Origin of the sequence: Plasticicumulans lactativorans (assembly GCF_004341245.1) — a bacterium.
Lineage (GTDB): Bacteria > Pseudomonadota > Gammaproteobacteria > Competibacterales > Competibacteraceae > Plasticicumulans_A > Plasticicumulans_A lactativorans.
Genome location: NZ_SLWY01000024.1, coordinates 33,108 through 52,649, shown reverse-complemented (window position 1 = coordinate 52,649; position 19,542 = coordinate 33,108). Strand labels below are relative to the sequence as shown.

At 73.9% G+C, this 19,542-nt stretch carries 17 protein-coding genes; 5 read left to right on the top strand and 12 right to left on the bottom strand.

Annotation, left to right across the window (positions count from 1 at the left end; translation table 11 throughout):
- Positions 1-211: 211 nt before the first annotated feature.
- The gene (locus EV699_RS17730; protein ID WP_165904197.1) at positions 212-577 is read right to left on the bottom strand and encodes a phasin family protein; all 366 of its coding nucleotides are present in this window, start codon (positions 575-577) and stop codon (positions 212-214) included.
- Between the two features lie 216 nt (positions 578-793).
- Here EV699_RS17730 and EV699_RS17725 point away from each other — a divergent pair, with 216 nt between their 5' ends.
- The 5 genes from EV699_RS17725 to EV699_RS17705 all read left to right on the top strand — a co-directional run bounded on the left by EV699_RS17725 (position 794) and on the right by EV699_RS17705 (position 6,753).
- Complete coding sequence (locus EV699_RS17725; RefSeq protein WP_165904196.1) at positions 794-1,873, top strand: adenylate/guanylate cyclase domain-containing protein; 1,080 nt, start codon at positions 794-796, stop codon at positions 1,871-1,873.
- Between the two features lie 164 nt (positions 1,874-2,037).
- On the top strand, positions 2,038-4,422 hold the full coding sequence (locus EV699_RS17720) for a DUF6600 domain-containing protein (protein WP_132545296.1): 2,385 nt from the start codon (positions 2,038-2,040) through the stop codon (positions 4,420-4,422).
- 48 nt (positions 4,423-4,470) lie between these two features.
- On the top strand, positions 4,471-5,601 hold the full coding sequence (earP, locus tag EV699_RS17715) for an elongation factor P maturation arginine rhamnosyltransferase EarP (protein ID WP_132545294.1): 1,131 nt from the start codon (positions 4,471-4,473) through the stop codon (positions 5,599-5,601).
- A 43-nt stretch (positions 5,602-5,644) separates the two neighbouring features.
- A complete protein-coding gene (gene efp / locus EV699_RS17710) occupies positions 5,645-6,208 on the top strand; it encodes an elongation factor P (RefSeq protein ID WP_132545292.1) in 564 nt (187 codons plus the stop codon).
- A gap of 14 nt (positions 6,209-6,222) precedes the next feature.
- A complete protein-coding gene (locus EV699_RS17705) occupies positions 6,223-6,753 on the top strand; it encodes a YdcF family protein (RefSeq protein WP_132545290.1) in 531 nt (176 codons plus the stop codon).
- 8 nt (positions 6,754-6,761) lie between these two features.
- Here the strand turns inward: EV699_RS17705 and EV699_RS17700 are convergent, their stop codons facing one another.
- The 11 genes from EV699_RS17700 to tagH form a co-directional block, all read right to left on the bottom strand.
- Entirely contained in the window at positions 6,762-7,238 is a 477-nt protein-coding gene (locus EV699_RS17700; protein WP_132545288.1) for a hypothetical protein, read from the bottom strand.
- Between the two features lie 129 nt (positions 7,239-7,367).
- Positions 7,368-7,601, bottom strand: coding sequence for an NF038104 family lipoprotein (locus EV699_RS17695; RefSeq protein ID WP_132545286.1), 234 nt, complete (start codon positions 7,599-7,601; stop codon positions 7,368-7,370).
- A 22-nt stretch (positions 7,602-7,623) separates the two neighbouring features.
- Positions 7,624-8,253, bottom strand: a complete 630-nt coding sequence (gene rhtB, locus EV699_RS17690; protein WP_132545284.1) for a homoserine/homoserine lactone efflux protein — start codon at positions 8,251-8,253, stop codon at positions 7,624-7,626.
- 103 nt (positions 8,254-8,356) lie between these two features.
- Positions 8,357-9,289, bottom strand: coding sequence for an ADP-ribosylglycohydrolase family protein (locus EV699_RS17685; protein ID WP_132545282.1), 933 nt, complete (start codon positions 9,287-9,289; stop codon positions 8,357-8,359).
- Between the two features lie 46 nt (positions 9,290-9,335).
- Positions 9,336-10,103: a PP2C family protein-serine/threonine phosphatase gene (locus tag EV699_RS17680; RefSeq protein ID WP_132545280.1), complete on the bottom strand. Its 768-nt coding sequence runs from the start codon at positions 10,101-10,103 to the stop codon at positions 9,336-9,338.
- Positions 10,104-10,129: 26 nt separating this feature from the next.
- Entirely contained in the window at positions 10,130-10,822 is a 693-nt protein-coding gene (gene tagF, locus EV699_RS17675) for a type VI secretion system-associated protein TagF (RefSeq protein WP_132545278.1), read from the bottom strand.
- A complete protein-coding gene (tssM, locus tag EV699_RS17670) occupies positions 10,822-14,364 on the bottom strand; it encodes a type VI secretion system membrane subunit TssM (protein ID WP_132545276.1) in 3,543 nt (1,180 codons plus the stop codon). The genes tagF and tssM overlap by 1 nt, the downstream gene beginning before the upstream one ends.
- A gap of 42 nt (positions 14,365-14,406) precedes the next feature.
- A complete protein-coding gene (locus EV699_RS17665) occupies positions 14,407-15,819 on the bottom strand; it encodes a DotU family type VI secretion system protein (protein WP_132545273.1) in 1,413 nt (470 codons plus the stop codon).
- A 4-nt stretch (positions 15,820-15,823) separates the two neighbouring features.
- Positions 15,824-17,158, bottom strand: a complete 1,335-nt coding sequence (tssK, locus tag EV699_RS17660; protein WP_132545271.1) for a type VI secretion system baseplate subunit TssK — start codon at positions 17,156-17,158, stop codon at positions 15,824-15,826.
- Positions 17,159-17,221: 63 nt separating this feature from the next.
- Positions 17,222-17,680, bottom strand: coding sequence for a type VI secretion system lipoprotein TssJ (tssJ, locus tag EV699_RS17655; RefSeq protein ID WP_132545268.1), 459 nt, complete (start codon positions 17,678-17,680; stop codon positions 17,222-17,224).
- 87 nt (positions 17,681-17,767) lie between these two features.
- The gene (gene tagH, locus EV699_RS20465) at positions 17,768-19,474 is read right to left on the bottom strand and encodes a type VI secretion system-associated FHA domain protein TagH (RefSeq protein WP_132545266.1); all 1,707 of its coding nucleotides are present in this window, start codon (positions 19,472-19,474) and stop codon (positions 17,768-17,770) included.
- Positions 19,475-19,542 lie beyond the last annotated feature (68 nt).

Genomic DNA, 19,542 nt, shown 5'->3' with positions numbered 1-19,542 from the left:
CGCCGACACCGTCGCCCTCGGCCTGCGTCACGACTTCTAAGTCCTCCCAGGGCCCGGGGTTCCCTCGGGCACTTCGGGCGCGGGCAACCGCGCCCTTTTTTTTTCGGTCGCTTGACGCTGCTTCGGGCGGACGGGTCGGTGTCGCCGGGGTAAAAGTATAGGCCCGCCCGGCGAACGCCGGGCGGGCCTTCGTCGTCGGCTGCCGGGGGGATCAGGCGGTCTTGGCCGGGCCCAGCTCCGCCAGCGTCGCGGCGGCCAGCTTCTCGTAGCCGATCTTGAAGCCGGCGAGCAGCTCGGCCAGCGTCTTGGCGTCGTCCTGCAGCTTGACGCCCACACCCTGCGCGACCTCGGCCGAGGATTCGGCAAAGGCCTTGAGGCCATCGATGTCCGCGACCTCGGCGGCCGCCTTCAGGCGCGACAGGCCGAGGTCGGTGTAGGCGCCGAGGTGGCTCAGCTGGAAGGCGGCCAGCTTTTCGAGGTTCGCCACCGAGAGCTGGTTGGCCTTGATCACCGGGGCGACCAGCGCCTGGCTCTTGGCGGCGACGTCAGCGAGCGAAGGGAAGGTGAAGTCGGTCATGACAGCGTCCTCGGCAGGGGGTGAGAGGGTGTTGCGATGCAGCATAGCAAGTTGATGCTGCAGTGCAATAGTGATTTTCTCACCCGCGCCCGCGCGGGCCTTGCGCGCGGGCGCGGTGCCGCCGCCGTGCGCCGCGTGGCACTGCGCCTGCGATTCGCTACCCTCGAACGGCGATCATGTCCGATCGCATGTGTCGATGCCGAAGGGGGTTCCGCCATGGACCTGCACCTGCGTCGCTACCTGAAAAGCACCTGGCTGCAGATGCTCGCGTGGATGGGCGCGGGCCTGCTCTTCGTGCTCATCCGCTACGTCGGGCTGGAGGACAGCCTGTTCCTGGACGTCGACAGCTCCCGCCGCGACTGGGGCGTGCTGCTGCCGCAGTCCCTGGCCGCCGGTGCCGTGGCCGGGCTCGCCTACGGCCTGCTCGACGTGGTGCTCGACCGGCCGCGGCTGCGCCGCCTGCCCTACGGCCGGCTGATCCTGCTGCAGACCACCTTCCACCTGCTGCTGCTGTCGCTGGTGCTGGCCGGCGTGTTCGCCAACGAGGTGCGCATCTACGTCGGCGGCTGGGACACCGGGCGCTGGCTCGCGCTGCTGTGCAGCGCCAACAGCGTGATGATCCTGATCTACACGACCCTGGTGAGCTTCTGGATCAACTTCCTGAAGCAGGTGGACCGCAAGTTCGGCCCCGGCAACCTGCGCCGGCTGATGCTCGGCACCTACCACCAGCCGCGCGAGGAGCAGCGCATCTTCATGTTCCTCGATCTCAAGGGTTCGACCGGGCACGCCGAGCGCCTCGGCCATGTGTGCTTCAGCCGCCTGATCCAGGACTGCTTCCAGGACCTCTCGGTGGTGATGGTCGATGCCGCGCAGGTGTACCAGTACGTCGGCGACGAGGTCATCCTGTGCTGGGACGTCGCCGGGGGCACGCACGACGGCCACTGCCTGCGCGCCTTCTTCCGCTTCCGCCGGCAGCTGCAGCGGCGCGAGGCCTACTACCGTCGCACCTACGGGCTGATGCCCGAGTTCAAGGCCGGGATGAACCTCGGGCTCGCGACGGTGGCCGAGGTGGGCGAGATCAAGCGCGAGATCTCGTTCCTCGGCGACGTGCTCAACACCGCCGCGCGGATCGAGGCGATGTGCAACGAGTTCGGCGAGGCGCTGCTGATCTCGCGCGCGGTGTACGACGCCGTTGGTACGCTGCCCGGCTTCGCGATCCGGCGCGTGGGCTGCGTCGAGCTGCGCGGGCGCAGCGACTCGGTCGAGATCTACGCTGTCAATGAGGCGGCCGCCTGAGTCGTCGTCACGATCGGTGACAAAGGTGTACGCAACCGATGCCTGCCGGCGCGGTCGAATGCGACATAAATCGAGGCCCGCCGCCGCACGGCGCGCGGGCCCTCCCCGCACCGGGTACGTATGCCATGGTCCGCGCAGCGCGCGGGCCTTTTTGAGGTGCGATCATGCGTGCTCATTCGTTGTTCCCGCTGCTGCTTCTCTGCGCGCTGTTCGGCGTGTTCCCGGCCCCGGTCGCGCACGCCGCGAGTACCACGGTCACCCCGCCGCGGCTTGCGCTGGTCGAGGGCGAGGCCTCGTTCTGGCGCCCCGGCGCCGAGGACTGGGTGCCGGCGCGGCGCAACCTCCCGTTCGCCGCCGGCGACGAGCTCTGGACCGGCGCCGACGGCCGCGTCGAGACCCAGGTCGGTCCCAACGCCTTCCTGCGCGCGGCGCCGCGCACGCGCCTGAGCTTCGATCGCATCGACGCCGACGTGCTGCAGGTCGGCATCGCCACCGGCACCGCGAGCTTCGACCTCACCGCGCTGCCGCGCGGGCGCAGCATCGAGGTCGGCACGCCGAACGGCGCCTACACGCTGCGCACGCCCGGCTACTACCGCTTCGACGTCGACGAGCGCGCGACCGCGCTGACCACGCGTCGCGGCGGCCGCGCCGACATCGCCTTCGCCAACGGCCTGGCGGCGGCGCTCGGCAGCGACGAGACGCTGCTGCTCGCCGGTACCGATACGCCGACCGTCGAGCGCCATCGCGCCGACGCGCCCGACGCCTGGGATCGCTGGAACTTCGATCGTACCGATGAACTGCTCGCCGCCGCGGACAGCGCACGCCGCGTGCCGGCCGAGGTGTACGGCGCCGCCGACCTCGACCGCTACGGCGCCTGGCGCGAGGTGCCCGAGTACGGGACGGTCTGGGAGCCCGCGCAGGTGGCGCCGGGCTGGGCGCCGTACAGCGACGGCAACTGGGTCTACGACCCCGGCTACGGCTGGACCTGGGTCGACGACGCGCCGTGGGGCTGGGCGCCGTTCCACTACGGGCGCTGGGTGGTCGTGCGCGAGCGCTGGATGTGGGCGCCGGGCCCGCCGGTGCGGCGGCCGGCCTACGCACCGGCGCTGGTCGGCTGGCTCGGCCCGGCGGGGGCGGCCGGCGTGGGCTGGGTCGCGCTCGGCTGGGGCGAGCCGGCGCTGCCGTGGTGGGGGCGGCGCGACGTCGTCGGGCGCCCCTGGTGGGGCGGCTGGGGCGGCCCGCGCGTGGTCAACCGCCGCGTGCTGCGCGACCGCGACGGGTATCGGCTGCGCCCGGCCGACATCCGCTACGTGAACTGCGACATCGATCGCGCCGTGGTGGTCGCACCGCCCGACCGCCTGCCGCGCGGCGACCGCGACTGGCGGCGGCTGCCGCGCGACGAGGTGCGCCGCTGGCGCCCGGCCGAGCGCCAGCCGCAGCGCCTGCAGCCGCTGCCGGTGAGCCTCGCACCGTGGACGGGGCGCGCCGCGCGGCCGCCGCAGCGGGTGGAGGAGCGGCCGCTGGTGCACACGCGCGCCCCCGACGACGTGCGCCAGCGCCTGCGCGGCATCGGCCTGCAGGCGCCGGAGCGCACCGCACCGGCGCCGCGCGTCGTGCAGCCGGGGGTGCTGATGCCGCGTGAACTGCCGTCCCGGCGCGCCCCGGAGGGGTTCGGCGTCGACCGCGGCGGCCGCCCGGCCGCACCGCCGCCGCCCGGCTTCGACGCCACGCGACAGGGGCAGCCCGCAGCCGGTGACGCCGGGGGGCGGCCGACGGGGGATGGCCGCGGCAGCGGCTGGCGCCCGCCGTTCGTCGGCGGTGCGCGCGACGGCGCGGGCGCCCCGGCGCCCGACGGACGCAACCGCCCGGCAGCGGGCAGCGGCGATGCTGGCGCGGCGCCCGGCCGCGGTGCGGCACCAGGGCCGCGCGGCGAGGCGGCGGGTGCTGCACCTGCGCGAGGAGGCGATGCTGCGGCGGCCGGGCCGTCGCCGCGCGCCCTCGGGCGGGAGGGCACGGCGATGCAGCGCCTGCAGGAGATGCAGCAACGCCAGGCGACGGAAGCGGTCGAGCGCGCCGCGCAGGAGCACGCGCGCGAAGCCCAGGCGCAGCAGCGCCAGGCTAGCGAGCGCGAGGCGCAGGGCCGGGCGCGTGAGGCGCAGGCACAGCAGCGGCGCCTGCTGGAGGCACAGCAGCGCCAGGCGGCTGAGGCGGCCGCACGCTCGGCACAGGGGGGAGCGCGTGACAACCAGGCGATGCAGCGCCTGCAGGAGATGCAGCAGCGTCAGGCCGCCGAACGTGCGGCGCAGGGCCAGGCGCGCGAGGCGCAGGCACAGCAGCGGCGTCTGCAGGAGGCGCAGCAGCGTCAGGCCGAGCATGCGGCGCAGGGCCAGGCGCGCGAGGCACAGCAGCGGCGCCTGCAGGAAGCGCAGCAGCGCGCCCGTGCCCCCGACGCGGCGCAGCAACCGTCGCCGCGGCCGCAGGCACCGGCCGAGCAGCGGGGCATCGGGCGCCTGCGCAACCTCGACTGCCCGTCCGGCACCTGCAACTAGCGCCGGCTCTGGCACCATCAGCGGCCCCGCCACCCCGGTGCACCGCGCATGCCTGCCGCCCTCGACTGGACGATCTTCTGCCGTGTCGTCGACAACTACGGCGACGCCGGGGTGTGCTGGCGGCTCGCCCGGCAGCTCGTCGCCGAGTACGGGCAGCGCGTCACGCTGTGGATCGATGCGCCGCAGCGCCTGGCCCGGCTGTGGCCGGCGGTCGACGCCAGCGCCGCCGCGCAGAGCGTCGCCGGCGTGCACCTGCGGCGCTGGGATGCCGCCGCGGCCGAGGTGGCGCTCGGCGACGTGGTGATCGAAGCCTTCGCCTGCGAACTGCCGCCGGCGGTGCGCGCGGCGCTGCGGCGGCGGCGCCCGTTGTGGATCAACCTCGAATACCTGTCGGCCGAGCCCTGGGTGGCTGGCTGCCACGGCCTGTCCAGCCCGCAGCCGGGTGGCCCCGACAAGGTGTTCTTCTTCCCCGGCTTCACCGCCGGCACCGGCGGACTGCTCGCCGAAGCCGCGGCGCGACGTGCGCGGGCGGTGTGGGGTGCGATGCAGGCGCGGGACTGGCTCGCCGCGCGGGGGATCGCCGAGGTGGCGGGCGCGCGGCGCGTGTCGCTGTTCGCCTATGCCAACGCCGCGCTGCCCGAGTGGCTCGATGCGCTCGCCGCCGGCCCCGGGCGCTGGCACCTGCTGGTGCCGCAGGGGCGGGTGCTGGCGCCGCTCGCCGCCTGGTGCGGGGTGCCGCTCGCCCCCGGCGCGGCGTTCGCGCGCGGGGCCCTGCAGGTGTCGGTGCTGGCGTTCCTCGACCAGGACGGCTACGACCGCCTGCTGTGGAGCTGCGACCTCAACCTGGTGCGCGGCGAGGACAGCTTCGTGCGCGCGCAGTGGGCGCGCCGTCCGCTGCTGTGGCAGGCCTACCGGCAGGAGGCCGATGCCCACCTGGTCAAGCTCGACGCCTGGCTCGTCCGCTACCTGGCCGGGGCCCCGGCGGAACCCGCCGCCGCGTGTGCCGCCCTGCACCAGGCGTGGAACCGCGAACGCGGCGTCGCCGCGGCGTGGCCGGCTTTCGTCGCGGCCCTGCCGGCGCTCACCGCGCACGCGGCGTGCTGGGCCGACGCCCTGTCCGTGTATACGGACCTTGCCGGGAATCTGGTGGCCTTCGCCGCCGCCCGCCGGGTACCATGAGCGCCCGTTTTTTCAACCCCCACCCACTGTTACGGGTATCGCAATGAAAACCGCACAGGAACTCCGGCCCGGCGCCGTCATTCTGGTCGACGGCCAACCGCTCGTGGTGCAGAAGGCCGAGTACAACAAGTCCGGGCGCAACGCCGCGGTGGTCAAGCTCAAGCTGAAGAACCTGCTGAGCGACTCCGGCACCGAGGTCGTCCACAAGGCCGACGAGAAGTTCGACGTCGTGGTGCTGGAGAAGAAGGCCTGCACCTACTCCTACTATGCCGATCCGATGTACGTGTTCATGGACGAGGAGTTCAACCAGTACGAGGTGGAGACGGAGAACGTCGGTGACGTCGCCCCCTTCATCGTCGACGGCATGGAGGACGTCTGCGAGGTGACCTTCTACGAAGGCAAGGTGATCTCGGTGGAGCTGCCGATCACCATCGTGCGCGAGGTCGAATACACCGAACCCTCGGCGCGGGGCGACACCTCCGGCAAGGTGATGAAGCCGGCCCGCCTCAAGGGCTCGGGGTACGAGATGTCGGTCGCCGGCTTCGTCGAGATCGGCGACCGCATCGAGATCGACACCCGCACCGGCGAGTTCAAGCGCCGCGCCTGAGCGGCGGGGCGTCGATGCGCGTGGCGGACAGCGGTGCGGCGCCGGCCGACGTCATCGTCGTCCTCGGTGCCGCGGTGCAGCCCGACGGCACCCCGAGCGCGGCGCTGCTGCGCCGCGTCCACCACGGCGTCGCGCTGTTCCACGCCGGCCACGGCCGCGCGCTGCTGCTGAGCGGCGGTGCGCCGCGCCGCCCGCCGGCGGAAGCCGAACTGATGCGCGAGCTCGCGCTCGCCGCGGGCGTGCCCGACGCCTGCATCGTCGTCGAGGCGCAGTCGCGCAACACCTACGAGAACGCCTGCTTCAGCGCCGCGCTGATGCGCGCCCGCGGCTGGTCGCGCGCGCTGCTGGTGTCCGAGGGCTATCACCTGCCGCGGGCGCGGATCGCCTTCCGGCTGGTCGGCGCGCCCGTCGCCGGCACCAGCGCCGCCGCCGCGCCGCCCTCGCGCCTGCAGCGGCTGCGCCTGTCACTGCGTGAACTCGCCGCCTGCGGCGGCATGCTCGGGCGCGCCGCGCTCGCCGCGGCGCGGCGCCGCACGGCGGCGTGACGGCCGGCTCAGAGCATCGCGCCTTCCCACGAACGGGCGCCCTGGCGCCGCTCGCGACCGGCGCGGCGGTCGGACTTGCTGGGTTCGAAGCGCAGGCTCTGGCGCCGGTCGGTGCCGCTGCGCCGGTCGCCGCGGCGGCGGTCGTGGATGACCTCGAAGCGGCAGACGCAGACGGCGCGATCGCAGCCCGCGACCGGCAGCGGCGGGGGCGGCTGGTCGCGCGGGAAGAGCCTGCCGCTGAACGCCGCCACCGCCGGGCACGCGCAGCCGGCGGCCGCGGGCACGATCTGCACCGCGCTCCACGGTTTGCGCGGCTGCTCAGGCGCCGGCACCAGGCGCAGTTCCGGCGCTGCGCCGGTGCCCGCCGGGCGAGGGGTGGCGTTCGGCGTGGGGAGCGGGCGGGTGTCCGGTGCGCGGGGTTCGCGCTGGCGGTAGAGCACCCAGATGGCGATGGCGACGAGCACGAAGACGAACAGCAGCAGCATGTCGATTGCGCCCCCGGATCGGGCTGGCGCCCGCAAGGCAAGACCGGGCAACACTTTGGCACAATCGTGACGGCCCGTCATCCGGGCGTGGGCCAGACGGGTGCGCCGCAGCGGCTGCGGCGCACGGTTTCAGTGCGTGGCGGCGTCGCTGCGGGGGTGGGCGCCGTCCGCGTCCGCGGCGGGCTCGGGCTTGGCTTTCCCGTCGTCGTCGGGGATGGCGACGTCGATCACGGCAGCGCCGACCTTGAACGGGATCTTGGCGACCTCGATGGCGACGTCGGCGGTGGTGCCGATCACCGCACCGACGCAGCCGCCGAGGGCGCCAGCCAGTGGCAGCAGGGCGAGGAGGCGGAAGCGGGACATGGCGGGGCTCGCCGGCGTGCCTTCAGGCGGGCTGGTGGCGTACGCCGGCGAGCAGCGCGCCGGCACCGATGAACAGGCCGCCGAACGCGCGGTTGGCCACCCGCATGCGTCGCGGGTCCTGCACGAAGGGGCGCAGGCGCGCGGCGAGCGTGGCGTAGCCGACCATCACCACGATGTCGACCAGCACCAGGGTGGTGCCCATGATCAGCACCTGCGGGCCCTGCGCCAGCGCCGGGTCGATGAACTGCGGGAACAGCGCCACCAGGAACACGATCGACTTCGGGTTGGTGAGGTTCACCAGCGTCGCCTGCCCGAACAGCGCCAGCGCGGCCGGCGGCGCGACGTGGCGCTCGGCCACGGCGAAGTGCGTGGCACCGTTCCATTTCTTCCAGCCGAGCCAGATCAGGTAGGCCACGCCGGCCCACTTGATCACCGTGAAGGCCGTCGCCGACGCCGCGACCGCCGCCCCCAGCCCCAGCCCGACCAGCGCGATGGTCGCCGCGAGCCCCGCCTGCAGGCCGAGGATCGCCGGCAGCGTGCGCCGCACGCCGTGGCTCAGGGCGTTGCTCATCGTGTTGACCGCGCCGGCGCCGGGCGACACCGAGAGGACGATGGAGGCGAGCAGGAAGGTGATCCAGACGTGGATGTGCATGCGGGCTGTCCGGGGCTGACCGGGCTCCAGTGTGGCAGTCGCGCGCGCGGACGTCAGCGGGCCTGCGCGGGCGCCGGCAAGCCCGCTTGCCGCGACGCGCGCCTCAGCGCGCGGCGAGCGTCTCGGCGAGGGCGATCAGCGCCGGGGCGTCGACGAGCCGAGCGAGCCAGGCGAGCGGTATGCCGCGCGGTGTGCCGACGCCGTGCAGCGCGGCGAGCGCGGGCCCGAGCAGCAGCGCGCGGCCGCAGGAGTCGCCGCCGGCGCGGATGTTGGCGCGCACGCCCCCGGCAAAGTCCGGCGCGTGCGCGAGCAGGTGCAGGGCGAGCGGCATCGCCTGCGCCAGCGGGCAGGCGCGGCCGAGCGCCGCGGCGGGGTCGGCGGCCGTGCACTCCAGCCCCTGCCGGGCGGCGGTGGCGAGTGCTGCCGGCGCCTGCGCCAGGGCCGCGGCCAGCGCGTCGGCGAGCGTGGCGCCGTCGACCAGCGCGGCGAGCAGCCCGGCGCTGAAGCGGCACCAGGCCAGGGCCACGTCGGCGGTGTGGGTGACGCGCACCGCGGCGTCGAGCGTCGCGGCCTCGCGCAGGTCCGCGGCGAGCAGCGCCGGGAGCTTGGCGAGCACGCAGACCTGGTCATCGTCGACGCCGCTCGGCGTGGTGCGGCCGGCGTCGAGATTCGCCAGCGTGCCGCGCGTGGGCTTGTCGATGTAGCCGCAGAAGCGCCCGCCGTAGCCGAACGCGGCGCGGAAGCGCGCCTGGTAGTCGGCGAGGTCGAGCGCGCCGTCGGCGGCGCACAGCGCCTCCAGCAGCACGCGCAGGTGCACGCCGTAGGGGCTGGGATCGCCGGGCCGCTTGCCCGCGTGCGCGAAGGCGCCGCTGCCGGCGGGGTAGGGGGCCGGAGCCAGGAAGGCACACTCGGCGTCGGCGGGCGCGCGCGCGGCGAGCGCCGCCGGGTCGTAGAGCCAGTGCAGGCCGAGCGCGGCGGCATCGGCGACGAGCGCGCCGAGCACGAGGTCGCGGCGGCGTACGGAGGTCGGGCTCATCGGGGGCCTCCACGGGGTGGCGGCGGGATGGCGGCCGCGGCGGGCGTCACTGCCAGAAGGTCGGGCGGGTGGTGGTCTCGGCCTCGGACTCGGCCCGGATCACCACCACGCTGACGTTGTCGGGGGCCCCGCGCAGCAGCGCGCGGTGCACCAGCTGGCGGGCGGCGTCGCGCGGCTCGCCGCTGCCGAGGATCTGTGCGATCTCCTCGTCGCGCACGGTCTTGTTGAGGCCGTCGCTGCACAGCAGCAGCATGTCGCCCCCCTCGACCAGCACCGGGCGGGCTTCGAGCTCGATGGTCTCGTGGGCGCCCACCGCGCGGGTCACGACGTTGCCCATCGGGTGGTTCAGCGACTCCTCGGCGGTGATCGCGCCGGCCTCGAACAGCTCCTGCACGTAGCTGTGGTCGCGCGTCAGCAGCTCCAGCCGGTGGCGGCGCAGGCGGTACAGGCGGCTGTCCCCGGCCCACACGCAGGCGAGCCCGTCGCCGGCGGCGAGCAGCACGACGACGGTGGCGCCGATGGTGTCCTTGCCGCGCCGCGCCGCCTCGGCGCGCAGCAGCGTGTTGACGTGCCCGAGCGCGGCCTGCACCGCGCGGGCATAGGTGCCGATCGCGCGTGGCGGCGGGATGCGCGTCAGCGTCTGCATGATGGTCTGCGACGCGAAGTCGCCGGCGGCGTGGCCGCCCATGCCGTCGGCCACCGCCCACATGCCGTGGTCGGGGAGCTCCAGCACCGCGTCCTCGTTAACCTTGCGCACCATGCCGACGTGGGTGGTGGCGCTGGAAACGAAGCGGATTCGGTGGTTGTCGTGCATGCCGGGGGTCTCGCGCCGCGCTGAGGTCACGCCGTCGGGCCGCCGCCGAAGCCGGCGTCGGCCCAGGAGCCGTCGAGCAGCGCATGGAAGCCGCTCGCCGGAGGTAGCTCGGAGCCTAGCAGCAGACAGGGCGCCACGTGCTGCGAGCCTTGCGTCCACCACAGCGCCGCACCGTGCCAGTCGGGGGGAAGCGCCTCGCGGGCGAGCGTGGCGGCGACCGCGCCGGCCTCGTCGACGTCGCTCAGGGCGCGCACCGCCGGGGCCTCGCGCAGGCGCAGGGTCTGCGTGACGTGCGGTGCCGGCAGCGCGGCGACGCCGGTGTCGTAGGCTTCGAGGTCGAGGCTGTCCTCGAGCGCGTGCAGCGCCAGCGCTTCGGCGTGCGCGAACCACGGCGCGGCGTCGCGGGCCAGCGCGGCGAGCGCGGTGTCGGCGTCGAGCACGGCGGCGAGGGTGAACGGGAAGTAACGCCCGACGCGGTCGACGCTCGGCAGCATCACGCCGGCGACGGCGTCGGGGCCGCAGCAGCCGGGGCCGAGTGCGAAGCGCCAGATCGGGCTGGTCAGGTAGCGGTCCAGCCAGTCGTTGCCGAGTGCGCCGCGGCTCGCCGCGAGCCCCGTCTGCAGCCAGGCGTCCCACGGCTCGACGAAGCTGCGCGGCAGGCGCCGGGTGACGAAGTCACCGCGGCTCACGACCTTGCCGTAGAACCCGCAGGCGCCCATCAGAGTCGCTCCGGGCAGGCGAAGGCGCTCAGCTCGGGCAGGCGGAACGGGTTGAAGGCGCTCGCCGCGCGCAGCTCGAAGTTGGCGCGGCGGCCGTCGACGTTGAAGGTCACCGCGAAGCGGTCGGGGCCCTGCGCCGACACGCTCTGCTGGTCGAGCAGGCGGAACAGCCCCCAAGGGCCGTCGGCGGAGATCCCCGAGCGCCCGCTGTTGCCGGGCGGGTTGATCGTCACCTGCACCGTGCCCGAGCCGCCGGGGCTCGGCCACTGCATCGCGGTGGCGCGCACCGGGCCGTGCGCGTAGCTCACCTGCTGGCCGTCGAAGTCGAGCAGGAACTGCTGCAGCTCGGGGTCCATCGCCACCGGTTTCAGCTCGAACTTCACGCTCGGCGCGGTGCTGCCGGCGCGGAAGAAGGCGTCGCGGATCGCCGCCGCGCGCTGGAACTGCACCAGCACGCCGGCGCCGATGCCGAGCTTCTCGGGCGCGTTCGGCTGCCAGCTCCACGGCTTGGTGGAGGTGTCGACGTAGCTCGCCAGGTAGTTGCGGAAGAAGCGGTCGATGCGCCCGTCGGGGGCGAAGAACTGCGCGAAGTCCTCCAGCCCGGCATCGCGCGCGCTGCCGCGGGCGAGCGGGTAGCGCCCGGCCAGGCTCTGGCTGTAGAAGTCGAACACCTCGGCGCGCCACAGCGCGTTGAGCTGCCCGCGCGCGCTGCCCATGGTGATCTGGTTGGCGCTGTCGGCGACCGTCTGCAGCATGCCTTTGACCGGCACCGGCTGGCGCTCGGCGTCGAGCTTGAGCTTGCTGGCCGACTGCACCGCCTGCGCCGCGGCGGTCTTCACCAGCGCTTCGCCGCTGGTGGTGGCGAGGGTGTTGAGCTTCTCGTAGAGGTCGTTGAGGCCGGCGAGCGTGCGGTCGATCGGCGGCGGCCCGGCCTCGCCCTCCTTGCGGGCGAGCGCCGCGAGCTCGGCGAAGCGCGCGGTGACCGGGTCGATGGCCGGTGCGGCGGCGGCCGGCGCGGCCTCGGGCGCCTGGCCGATCAGCGCGCCGAGCTGCGCCTTGAGCTTGTCGACGGTGCCCTCGGCCTGCTTGGTGGCGCCGGCGAGCGGACCCTCCTCGCGGGTCAGGTCGGTTTCCTTCGCCACCGCTTCGAGCAGGCGCTTGAGCGGCGAGCCGGGGCCGGAGAGCACGCGCAGCACGTCGACCGCCTGGGCGAGGTTGGGGAAGGGGGCGATCGTCAGGTCGTTGAGCAGGTCCTCCCAGGCGCGCTGGTAGTCCTTGAGGTACAGCGCCTTGACGTCGGTGCCGAGCTGCGGGATGTCGGCCGGGGTGATGCGCCCCTGCTCGCCGAGGATCCAGCTCTCGGCGGCGAACTGCGCGACCGCCTCGGTGCCGCTGCGCACGAAGCTCTCGCGGTAGCCGCGGTAGGTGTACAGCCCCGGGATGCCGGCCTCGTTGAGCGCCTTGCCGCTGCGCCGCGAGAACACCAGCGCGGCGTCGCGCCCGGCGGCCTCGGACAGGCGGAACTCCGGCAGCTTGTCGTTCTGCGCGCTGCGCTTCAGGCGCGCGTACACCCGCGCGGCCATCGGCATGCGGTTCAGCGTGGCGCGCACCTGGGCGATCAGGTTCTGGTCGAGCGCGAGCGGCAGCGGCAGCGGGCGCTTCTCGAACAGCGCGTCGAGGTGCGCGCGCAGCGCCGCGCGCTGCTCCTGGGTGACGTCGCGCGGCAGGCTGGCGTCCCAGTCGAAGACGATCCAGGCCTTGATGGTGCCGGCGTCGTAGTGATCGGGGTCCTCCAGCATCAGGTAGCTCTTCAGCCCCTCGTAGAGGAAGTCGGGGTTCGCCCCCGGCTGGCGCAGCTGCGCCTCGATGCGCAGGATCAGCCGCGGCAGCAGCACCCCGCGCAGCAGCTTGCGGTAGACGCTGGTCGCCTCGCTGCCGAGCATGTCGCCCTGGTAGAGCCCGAAGCCGAGCCGCCACGACGAGGCGCCGTCCCGGTCGCCGTAGCCGCCGGGCAGGCCGCGCACGGCGTCGAGCAGCGGCAGCACCGCCAGCACGTCGCGCTGCTCGGGGGTGATCTTGCCGATCATCTCGCGGGCGTTCTGCACCTTGCCGTCGACCTGCGCGATCAGTTCGTGGTTGCCGCTGTAGCTCGTCCACCACAGCGCCGCGGCGCCCAGCGTCAGCGCCAGCACCGTGGCCCAGGCGCCGCGCTGCAGCCAGGCGCGGCGGCGTTCGAGCTTGAGGTTGGTGCCGGCCAGGCCCTGCTCGGTGAACACCACCTCGCGGAACAGCCGGGTCAGGAAGTAGCTGCGCCCGGTGCCCGAGAACGCGCTCAACTGCGCGCGGCCGAGGTTGAAGGTGGCCGCCATCGAGGCCATCAGGCGGTCGATCGGCGTGCCTTCCTGGGTGCCGCTGGTGAAGTACACGCCGCGCAGCAGCGCGCGCTCCTCGTAGGCGCTGGGGCGGAACACCTCCTCGATGAAGCGTCCGGCGACGTCGCGGAAGCCGCTGAACTGCTTCGGGAAGCCGTAGATCAGCGCGCGCCGGGCGGGGTCGCGCTCGGCCTGCAGGCGCTCCACCACGCGCGCCGACAGGCGTGCCTCGAGCGCGTCGAGCTCGGCGCGCAGCCGTGCCACCGGCGCCTCGGCGGCGCCCGGCTCGTCGACCGGGAAGGTTGCGCCCCAGACCTGCTCGCGGTCCTCGCGGCCGAGGTCGTCGAAGAACTCGGTGAAGCCGGCGATCAGGTCGGCCTTGGTCAGCAGCACGTAGATCGGGAAGCGGATGCCCAGGCGCTCGTGCAGTTCCTGCACGCGGGCGCGGATGGCGCGGGCGTGCGCGCTGCGCTCGGCCTCGGAGGTCTGCATCAGGTCGGCGATGCTGATCGCGACCAGGGCGCCGTTGATCGGGCGGCGCCGGCGGTGGGTCTTGAGCAGGTCGAGGAAGCCTTCCCACGCCGCCTTGTCGACCGCGGCGTGGCTGTCCTGCGTGGTGTAGCGGCCGGCGGTGTCGAGCAACACGGCCTCGTCGGTGAACCACCAGTCGCAGTTGCGGGTGCCGCCGATGCCGCGGATCGCGTCCTTGCCGAACTGGTTGGCGAGCGGGAAGTTGAGCCCCGAGTTGACCAGCGCGGTGGTCTTGCCCGAGCCCGGCGGGCCGATCAGGATGTACCAGGGCAGCTGGTACACCGACTGGCGCCCGGCCTTGCCGCCGAGGCGGGCCTTGCGCAGCACGCCGAGGGCTTCCTCCAGGCGCTTCCGCAGCGCCGCGATCTCCTCGGCGGATTCCTGCGCAGTGGCGTCGGGGGGGGCGGCCACCAGGCCGTCGAGCATCTTCTTCTCGTCGCGGCGGGTCTTCAGCAGCGCGCGCAGCTTGAAGCCCAGCCAGATCAGCACGCTGAGGCCGATCAGCCCGATGCGGTTGATCTCGGGGTCGAGCGGCTCGACGTCGCCGATGGCGAGCAGCGGCCCGACGAACCAGATCAGCGCGGCGAGTGCGGCGAGCGCGATCAGCGGAATCAGCCAGCCTTTCAGGAAGTCCTTCATCGGTCGTCTCGTATGGCGCCGGTGGTGGGCGGGCGCCCGGCCCTAGCGGGTGCCCGGCGCGAACAGCGTGATCTCCACGCGGCGGTTCTTCGCGCGGTTGTCGTTGCTGTCGTTGGGGGCGACCGGTTCGGTATCGGCGCGCCCCTCGGCGGTGAAGCGCTCGGCCTGCCCGGTCTCGGCGGACAGCTGCAGCAGCACCGACTGCGCGCGCTCCTGCGACAGCTTCCAGTTCGACGGGAAGCGCAGCGTGGCGATCGGGCGGTTGTCGGTGTGGCCGGTGATCAGCACGTCGCCCGGCACCTTCTTGAGCTCCTGCGCGATGCGCGACAGCAGCGGCCGGTAGTTGTCCTTGACCGTGGCCGAACCCGAGGCGAACAGCCCGTCGCCGCGGATGGTGACCACGCTGCGGTCGGCGCGGTCGTCGACCGTCACCAGGCCCTGGCGGATCTCCTCGGCGAGGAAGGTCGCGAGCCTGGGCGCGGCCGCCAGCGGTTTCGTCGCCGCCGCCAGCGGGGACGGTGCCGGCGTGGCGGCGGCCACGGCCGGTGCGGCGAGGGCCGGCGGTGCCGCTGGCCGCGTGACCAGCGCGCCGAGGTTCTCGCCGAGGGCGTGGATGTTGGTGAACACCGGCTCGGCCTGGGCGTTGATGTCGCCGCGCAGGTACAGGAACAGCCCCAGCAGCACGGCGCCGGCGAAGGCGCCGAGCGCCCACAGCGGCACGTACTGCGTCAGCGGGTTGCGCTGCACCGGCGCCGGGCGCCAGCGCACCGCGAGCTCGCGCTCGAAGTCCCCGCGCACCGTGCGGAGGGTGCGGAACAGCCGTTCGCGCAGTTCGTCGAGCTGGCTGCGGCCGTTGGGCAGCACGTGGTAGCGCCCCTCGAAGCCGAGCGCGAGCGCGACGTAGATCAGCTCGAGCATGTCGAGGTTGTTGCGCGGGTCCTGCAGCAGCTTTTCGAGCAGCAGGAAGACCTTCTCGCCGCCCCAGGCCTCGTTGTGGAAGGCCACCAGCAGGCTCTGCGTGCTCCAGCCCGAGGTCGCGCCCCACGGCGTGGCCATCGCGACCTCGTCGAGCAGGGTGCAAAGCACGTAGCGCGCCGCGAACACCTGCTCGGGCGTCGCCCCGCCTTCGCGCGCGCGCCCCTCGAAGGCACGGATCTCGGCGGCGATCTGCGTGCGCAGCCCCACCGGATCGGGGTGGCTCAGGCTGTGGCGCAGCCGGTGCACCAGCGCGAGCAGCGGTGCCGCGGCGCGCTCCAGCGGGTTGATGCCGCCACCGCCGGGCAGCTCGACGGGTTCGGCGGCGGCGCGCTGCGGGGCCGCCGGCGCCGGCCCCGGCACGTTGAAGCTCGGCATCTGCCCGGTGCCCCCGGCGCGGCCCCCGGGGCGTGGCTTGACGACGGTGCGGTCGCCGGCGTCGCCGCCGGGACCGGCGAAGGGATCGTTCGGATCGACCATGCGCTTATCCCCTGATCGCCCAGAAGGTCATGTCGAGCCCGGGGAACTGCCCGGCGACATGGAAGGCGAAGCCGCCCGAGTTGGCCAGCAGCTTCCAGTGCTCGCTCGCCGGGTCGAGCTCGAAGTAGGTGAGGCCGGCGTGATACGGGATCTGGCGCGGCGCCACCGGCAGGGGGTTGAGCGCGATGCCCGGCAGCTGCCGGTTGACCAGGTCGCGGATGTGCTCGACCGAGCCGATCTTGACCTGCGTCGGAAAGCGCGCGCGCAGGATCTCGCTCGGCACGTCGGCGCGCACCGCGAGCACGAAGCTCGCCTTGCCGAGCAGCGTGCGGTCGGTGAGCGCCGCCACGTGCACGCCGTAGGCACGCTCCTGCAGCGGGATCTGGATCGCCGTCTGTTCCAGCACCATCGACAGCGACTGGCGGATCTCCGCCATCACCGGCGCGAAGGTGGCGGCCAGGTCCTCGTGGCGGTAGGCCGGGAAGCTCGCCGGGCGCTTCTCGCGGCGGGTGAAGGTGGCGAGCTCGCCGGCGATCTGCAGCAGTTCACGGTACAGCGCCTCGGGGTGCAGCATGCCGAGGCGCGCGAAGTGCGCGAACAGCGGCTCGGCGCGGTTGACCACCTGCAGCAGCAGGAAGTCGGCGATCTCGGCGACGCCGCCGCGCCCGGAGGCGACCACGCGCCCGGCCAGCGCCTCGCCGCGCTGGTGCAGCAGCCCCTCGATCTCGCGCACGAAGGCGGCGAGGTTGGGCTGCGCGAGGCTCGCCAGCATCGGCGGAATGTAGCGTTCGTCGAGCACCACGGCCTGGTCGGATTTCTTCTCGATCACCACCGCCACGCCCAGGCAGGCGTATTCGCCGAGGTCCTGGCGCGCCGTCAGCAGGCGCAGGTTGCGCCGGCCGATCTCCACCGGGGCGAGGCTTTCCAGCCCGGCGTTGTCGTCGCGCACGTCGGTGGCCTCGGCGCGGTAGCGCGCGATGTGCGCGGTGTCCTCGTCGCGGCCGGTGTCGCGCAGGCCCGGGCGGCGCAGCGGCAGTGCCAGGAAGATCGCGGTGTCGCGCAGTTCGTCGTCGATCGCGAGCGGCGGCGGCGCGGCGTCGTCGTCGGGGATCGCGAACGGCGTGCCGTCGGGCAGGATGCCGCGCGCGCTGGTGATGGCGAGCCGCCCGAGCCCGAGCGCGGTGCGGTCGAGCGCGAGTTCGGTGAAGCCCCAGGGCCACGCGGTCAGCGGCGCGCAGCGGCTCTGCACGAGGCTGTCGAGATAGCGCTCCTGCTGCTGGAAGTGTTGCGGCCGCAGGAACATGCCCTCCGACCACACGACCTTGCTGTTCCAGGTCATGCCGACTCCTTCAATGACGGCGGTACGCGCGCCGCCCGCGGGCGGGGGCGGGGCGGGTGCATCTCAGGGCCCGGCGCTGACGTTGAGCGCGGTGGCGCCGAGCTGGATGCTCAGCCGGGTGGTCTGGTTCGGCGGTACCGCCACCAGCTTGCGCCAGGTCGAGCCGTTGATGTCGCGGTAGGCGGCGATCACGCCGACGTGGCGCGTCGCCGGGTCGAGCTGGCGGTCGAGCGTCAGCGTGCTGCCCGGCTGCACCACCCATTCCTCGCTGCCGGTCAGGTCGGCACCGAGCGTGCCCTGGGCCTTGTCCCACAGCGAGAAGAAATCGGCGTTCTGGAAGGTGCCCGGTGCCTTCAGCTCATACATGCGCACCCGCAGCGGCAGCGGCTTGCCGCTGCCGGACGGGTTCAGCCCCGGCACGGCCTGAAGCTGGCCGACGACGCGCGCCGGCGGCGGGGGCGTCGGCGCGCAGGCGGTGATGGCGAGCAGGAGCAGCGCGGGCAGGGCGTGCAGCGGTTTCATCCGGAATCTCCATGGGGCGCGTCGGCGGCGTCGCCGACAGTGTAGAGCCAGTACGGTCCGCGGCCGACATCGCCCGCGCCGGGGCGCTCAGCGGCGCCCCAGGCGGGCGATCTGCTCTTCGTAGGCGCGGGCGAACTCGCGGCCGAACAGGTCCTGGAAGTCGTCTTCGGCCTCGCGCGCGATCTCCTGGTAGAGCTGGGTGAACTGCTCCCAGTTGCGTGCCTTGCGGCCGCCGCCGAGCAGCCCGCCGATGCCGCCGCCGCTGTCGCCCAGGCGCGCCTCCAGCGCGGCCGGATCGAAGCGCTTCAGCAGCAGCGCCAGCGCCGCCTGCATGCCGGCCATCATCGCCATCTGGTGGACCTTGAGGTCCTGGAAGGCCTCGCCGATGGCGCGCTCGGGCGGCAGGTAGACGTTGCCGCGGTGGATCAGCAGCAGCGCCATCGCCTCCTCGACGTTGGGCGCGAATTTCAGCGGGTTGTTCTCGATCGGGCGGATGGTGGTCTGCGACAGCCGGAACTCACCCTTCAGGCTGGCGCGGGCGCGCAGCACGTCGATCAGCCCCTGCACCATCAGCCGGTAGCTCAGGCCGAGCGCGTGCATCAGCGCCTCCTGCTGCTCGCCGCCGAGCTGCAGGTGCGACAGCCCGGCGCCGGCGAGGAAGGCCTCGACCGCCGCCGCGCCGCCGCCGCTGCCGCTGCCGCTGCCGCTGCCGACGGGGGGCGCCGGCGCCACGTGCGGGGCGGCCGGGGCGACGGCCGGAGGCACCGGCGTGGGCGTCGGTGTGCGCGCTTCCGCGACCGCTGGGATCGGCGTCGGCGTGACGTCGCTGAACGGCGTGCTCGGCAGCTCGATCTCGGGCAGCGCCGCGAAGGCTTCCTCGGCGCGCTCCGCGACTGCCTCGGGCTGCGCGCCGAGATCGGCGACGGGCGCCGGCGCGGCCGGCTCGGGTTCCGTCGCGGGAGTCGGTGTCGGCGTCGGTTCCGATGGCGTCGGCGCGGGGGTGGCGACCGGGCCGAGGAGATCGTCCCAGTCGTCGGGGATCACCGGCGACGGTGGCACGAACGCCTGCTGCTCCGAGGGCAGGTGGTCGGCGGGCGTGGCCGGGCCCGGGGCCGGCTTGCGCGGCACGTCGAACAGGCCGAAATCCGCCGCCGCACCGGCCGGCTTGCCGATGCCGAGCACGTCGTCGCTGCCCGCCGGGCCGAGCGCGGCGAGCGGGTCGCTGCGCACCGGCTCGTGCAGCGGGCCGAGCAGGTCGGCGAAGGGGTCGGCACCGCCGGGTGCGAGCCCGGCGAGCGGGTCGGCCGACGGCGTGCCGAGACCGGCGAAGGGATCGGCGGCCGGCGTCGGCGTGCCGAGACCGGCGAAGGGGTCGGCGGCCGGCGTCGGCGTGCCCAGGCCGGCGAAGGGGTCGGCGCCCGCCGCCGGCTTGCCGAGGTCGGCGAAGAGGTCGTGCGCCGGTGCGGGCGCCGCCGCGGCGGCGGCGAGATCGACGCGCAGTTCGTAGTCACCGAGCGTCAGCGCGTCGCCCTGGCGCAGCTGCTGGCTGTTGCCGCGGCCGAGCCGGCGCCCGCCGATGAAGACGCCGTTGGTGCTGGTGTCGGTGACGTAGTAATCGCCGCCGTGCGCCTGGATCAGGCAGTGGCGGCCGGAGATCACCAGCTCGGGGTCGGGCAGCACCCAGTCGTTGCCGACGGCGCGGCCGATGCTCAGGGTGCCCTCGGCGAGCGTGCGCACGGCCTCGACGCCCGGCGTGAGCTTCTGGTAGCTGGTGATCGTGAGCGTGAGCGGCATTGCAGCGGGGTCCGGGGCGACGGCGGCGGGGTGGCGTCCGCGGGGCGGGCGCTCGAAGTGCCTTCGGA